Annotated in this window: 5 protein-coding genes and 1 pseudogene; 5 read left to right on the top strand and 1 reads right to left on the bottom strand. The window is 69.7% G+C overall.

The window, feature by feature from the left end; all coding sequences use genetic code 11:
* Nucleotides 1-215, top strand: a pseudogene (locus tag AC27VN_RS34090) (peptidase M20); the annotation flags it as partial.
* A 127-nt stretch (nucleotides 216-342) separates the two neighbouring features.
* Entirely contained in the window at nucleotides 343-1,824 is a 1,482-nt protein-coding gene (locus tag AC27VN_RS34085; protein WP_490879442.1) for an SEL1-like repeat protein, read from the top strand.
* A 45-nt stretch (nucleotides 1,825-1,869) separates the two neighbouring features.
* Here AC27VN_RS34085 and AC27VN_RS34080 read toward each other — a convergent pair whose 3' ends face one another.
* A complete protein-coding gene (locus AC27VN_RS34080; protein ID WP_490879441.1) occupies nucleotides 1,870-3,168 on the bottom strand; it encodes a DEAD/DEAH box helicase in 1,299 nt (432 codons plus the stop codon).
* A 99-nt stretch (nucleotides 3,169-3,267) separates the two neighbouring features.
* On the opposite strand from AC27VN_RS34080, the gene AC27VN_RS34075 reads away from it, so the two are divergent.
* The 3 genes from AC27VN_RS34075 to rbp form a co-directional block, all read left to right on the top strand.
* A complete protein-coding gene (locus tag AC27VN_RS34075; RefSeq protein WP_490879440.1) occupies nucleotides 3,268-3,654 on the top strand; it encodes a translation initiation factor Sui1 in 387 nt (128 codons plus the stop codon).
* The gene (locus AC27VN_RS34070; RefSeq protein ID WP_057597643.1) at nucleotides 3,654-3,890 is read left to right on the top strand and encodes a DUF3820 family protein; all 237 of its coding nucleotides are present in this window, start codon (nucleotides 3,654-3,656) and stop codon (nucleotides 3,888-3,890) included. Before AC27VN_RS34075 ends, AC27VN_RS34070 begins: the two co-directional genes overlap by 1 nt.
* A 190-nt stretch (nucleotides 3,891-4,080) precedes the next feature.
* The coding region (gene rbp / locus AC27VN_RS34065) for an RNA-binding regulator (protein ID WP_490879439.1) at nucleotides 4,081-4,386 on the top strand (306 nt) is incomplete at its 3' end.

Genomic DNA, 4,386 nt, shown 5'->3' with positions numbered 1-4,386 from the left:
ACGTGCGGCTGGGCGCGAGCGTGCCGGTCACCGCGCTGTTCAAGGAGACGCTGGGCATCGACACGCTGATGTTCGGCTTCAACCTGCCCGACGAGGACGTGCACGCGCCGAACGAGTTCTTCCGGCTCGCGTCGATCCAGCAGGGCGCGCGCGCGTGGACGCTGCTGCTGGCGGAACTGGCGTCGTACCCGCCAGCGCAGTTCCACGGGCATTGAGCGCGAGGGCTCAGTGCTTCACGCGCCGTGAGCGGCACGGCACCCGCGGCCCCGTTCGAGCACATCGTGATGGCGGCTACCATCGCGCAGCGTCTGCCCGACCTGCCGTCTCCGCCCCTCCTTGCCCATGAAGCTGCTTGCCGCCCGCGTCTGCGCATTCGTCCTCGGAGCCGCCGCGTCCCTCGGCGTCGCCGCCGCCGATCTCGACGCCGGCGTGCGCGCCTACCGGGCCCGGGACTTCGATGCCGCCGTGGCCCAACTGCAGCCGCTGGCCGAGCTCGGCGACCCGGATGCGGCCTTCTACCTCGGCAGCATCCATGCCCGCGACGACAGCCGCCATCAGGACGACTACATGGCCTACAAGCTGCTGTCGCGCGCAGCACGCGCCGGCCGGGTCGATGCCAGCGACGCACTGATCCTGATGCGCGCCAAGGGCAAGGTCAGCCTCATGTTCGAAGGCTATGCGCTACGCCCCGCGGACAAGGCCGGGCTGGAGCCGCTTCGGCAGGCCGCGCTCGAAGGCCGCTTCGACACGCTCGGCACGGAGAACCTGACGCGGCTCGCGGTCGCCTACTGCGAACACATGGGATTGGCCGAGGGGAGCGGTCCCCAGAGAACCGTCGATCGCAACGAGAACGTGCACGACTGGCTGCAGCGGGCGGCGGAGGCCGGTGAGCCGCGTGCGCAGTTCCTGCTCGGCATGCTGTATGCCGGTGGCCAGCCTTGCCATGGCGTGTCGGTGAAGATCGATCGTGCCCTCGGCCTGTCGTGGTGGCGCAAGGCTGCCGCCCAGGGCCTGCTGCAGGCCCAGCGAACGATCGCCGCCTTCGTCGTGCGCGCGCGGGATGGCATCCCGGCCGATCCGAAGGAAGGCATGGAATGGCTGCGCCAGGCGGCGGCTCGCGGCGACGCGCCCGCCATGGCGTGGCTGGGCATCTATCACGACAAGGGCTACGGAGTGCCCAGGGATGCGGCGCAAGCCATGCGCTGGTTCCGGAAGGCGGCCGATCTCGACGACGTCACCGCGCTCGACAACCTGGGCGACATGCTGTCGACGGGCCAGGATGTCCCGGCGGATCCGGTCGAGGCGCATGCCCTGTACCGGCGCGCCGCGGACCTGGGGGACCCTTATGCGCAGCGCCGTCTGGCCGAGATCTACACCCAGGGCGCCGGCGTGGAAAAGAGCGCGGAACGCGCGCTGCAGTGGCGCACCGCCTCCGCGCGCGGCGGCGACCCGGTGTCGCAGACGATCCTGGGCCAGATGTACCTGTTCGGACGCGATGCGCCGCGCGATCCCAAGGCGGCACTGGACTGGCTGCGCGAAGGAGCGAGCCGCGGCCAGCCGCAAGGCCTGCTTCTGCTGGGCAGCGTGCTGGAGGCGGCGCCGGATGGCCTGGCGAAAGCCTGGGCGCTCTACACGCTGTCCGACCGCGCGGGCGAGCCCCGGGCAGCCCCGCGGCGAAACACCATCCAGGCCCGGATGTCGGCCGACGAACTGGCGCGCGGCGAGCGCCTGGCGGCCGACTGGCGCCTGGACGCACGCCAGCCCGGCGACTGGAATTGGCGGGCTCTCTCCCTCACGGCGACATCGCCGGAGGACAGTTTCTAGAGCTGGACAGCCACCTCGCCTCGTGGCCGCGCTGCGTGCCAGGCTTCAGTGATCCTTCCCGGGTGACGGCGAAGCCTTCGCCGCTTCCGCGGCCTGCGCCGCGCGCAGCTTGTCCTTCTTGCTCGGCCGCGTGCCCTTGATCCCGCCCGTGCCGCTCGCGTCGACCAGCGGCGGCGCGACCTCGGTGGGCTCGAAGCCCTCGATGCGCTCGCGCGGCACGCGCCGGTCCTGGCGCTTCTCGATCAGGCGGAAATGCGCCTCGGAGGCCGGCGTCACGAAGCTGATCGCCAGGCCACTCTCGCCCGCGCGGCCGGTGCGGCCGATGCGGTGCACGTAGTCGGTGGGCGAGCGCGGCAGGTCGTAGTTGACGACCACCGGCAGCCGCGCGATGTCGAGGCCGCGCGCGGCCAGGTCGGTGGCCACCACCACGTCCCAGCGGCTCTGCTTGAACTGGTCGAGGATGTCGGTGCGCGCGCCCTGCGAGATGTCGCCATGGAAGGGCACGGCATAGATGCCGTGGCGGTAGAGCTTCTCGGCCACGGTCTGCGCGGCATGCTGGGTGGCGACGAAGACCAGCACGCGGCCCCAGGCCTCGCCGTGCTGCTCGAGCAGGTGGCGCAAAAGCTGCGTGCGGCGGGTGCTGTCGACCTCGATCGCGCGCTGCACGATGTCGGGCGCAGTGCCGGGCTCGCCCTGCACGTCGATCGTTTCGGGGTCGCGCAGCATGCGGTCGGCCAGCGCCTGGATCGCCTGCGGGAAGGTGGCCGAGAACAGCAGGTTCTGCCGCTTCGCCGGCAGTTGCGCAAGGATGCGGCCCAGCTCCTCGGCGAAGCCCAGGTCGAACAGGCGGTCGGCCTCGTCGAGCACCAGCGTGCCGATCGCGTCGAGCCGCAGTGCGTTGTGCTCGACCAGGTCGAGCAGCCGGCCCGGGGTGGCGACGATCAGGTCGGCGCCGCCGCGCAGGCCCATGAGCTGCGGATTGATCGACACGCCGCCGAACACCACGGCGATGCGCAACCGGTCGGGCAGTGCGCGCGCCAAGTCGCGCAGGGTCTGGCCGACCTGGGCCGCGAGCTCGCGCGTGGGCACCATCACCAGCGCGCGAAGCCGGCGCTCACCCCCGGCGGAGTCGGCAGCCAGCCGGTGCAGCAGCGGCAGCGAGAATGCCGCGGTCTTGCCCGAGCCGGTCTGGGCCGAGCCGCGCAGGTCGCGTCCCTGCAGAATCGCAGGAATGGCCGCGGCCTGGATCGCGGTCGGCTCGGCGTAGCCGCGTTCGGCGGCGGCGCGCACGAGCGCCGGGGCCAGCCCCAGCGATGCGAAGGACGGGGTGGGCGCAGCGGTCAAGCGGCGGTCTCCCCACGGAAGAAGGCGGGCGGCAGGTGCATCGGAAAGGCTCGTCTGGGCTGGTGGAAAAGAAATCGGGAACGAAGAGAACGCAAGAACATGGCAACCCACAAGGACAACCCGGCGGCCACCCGGCTGGTGTATTCGACCGAGGCCGGCGGCCGCATGTGCCCCGATTGCGGCGAACCGCTGGCGCAATGCCGCTGCAAGGACCTCGCCGAGCAGGCGCGGCTGCGCGCCGCCGATGGCATTGTGCGTGTGTCGCACGAGACCGCGGGCAGAAAAGGCAAGGGCGTGACCGTGGTGAAGGGCGTGGCGCTCGACGCGGCCGCCCTGCTTTCGCTCGGCAAGCAGCTCAAGGCGGCCTGCGGCAGCGGCGGTACGGTGAAGGACGGCACGATCGAGATCCAGGGCGACCACCGCGAACAGGTGATCGCCACGCTCACGAAGCTGGGCCACACGGTCAAGCGTGCGGGAGGCCGGTGATGAAACCCGAGGACCTCGAGCGCCTGGTCACGCTGGCGATGCCCTTCGGCAAATACAAGGGAACGCTGATCGCCGACCTGCCGGGCAACTACCTGACCTGGTTCGCGCGCGAGGGTTTTCCCCCGGGAGAGATCGGGCGGTTGCTCGCCTTGATGCATGAAATAGACCACAACGGGCTCTCCGGCCTGCTCAAACCGTTGCGAAACCGCCCGTCGGGATCAGAGGTTTCCCGATGAATGTGCAATTAAAAGCTTGATTTCCCGGCCAAACCGGGATAATCGCCGCTACGTGTCAGTGAGCCATCGGCTCCCGTGCACGTTATCCGGTGATCGGTCAGTTTCGCGCACAGCGCCTTTGTTTGTTGTGATTCTGGGACTCCATCGCTTTTTCTGTTATTTGGTTTTTTTGAGTTGAGGAGTCCCTTTCATGGGCAAGAAACTTTACGTGGGCAATCTCGCCTACTCGATCCGTGACAACGACCTGGAGCAAGCTTTCGGCGCCTACGGTGCCATCGTCAGCGCCAAGGTCATGATGGAACGTGACACCGGCCGCTCCAAGGGCTTCGGCTTCGTGGAAATGGGTACCGACGCCGAGGCGCAAGCCGCGATCGCCGGCCTGAACGGCCAGCCGGTCCAGGGCCGTGCCCTGACCGTGAACGAAGCCCGTCCGATGGAAGCCCGCCCGCCCCGTAGCGGTGGCGGCGGCTACGGTGGTGGTGGCGGCGGTTACGGC

This window comes from Variovorax sp. 20P10.2.4, from assembly GCF_058244205.1.
Note: the sequence above shows the minus strand (reverse complement) of the source record. Positions and strands in the feature narration are given on the sequence as shown.

Coding starts and splice junctions, on each gene's coding strand:
- AC27VN_RS34070 (WP_057597643.1), top strand. CDS start 3,654: ATGAAACCCGAGGACCTCGAGCGCCTGGTCACGCTGGCGATGCCCTTC.
- AC27VN_RS34085 (WP_490879442.1), top strand. CDS start 343: ATGAAGCTGCTTGCCGCCCGCGTCTGCGCATTCGTCCTCGGAGCCGCC.
- AC27VN_RS34075 (WP_490879440.1), top strand. CDS start 3,268: ATGGCAACCCACAAGGACAACCCGGCGGCCACCCGGCTGGTGTATTCG.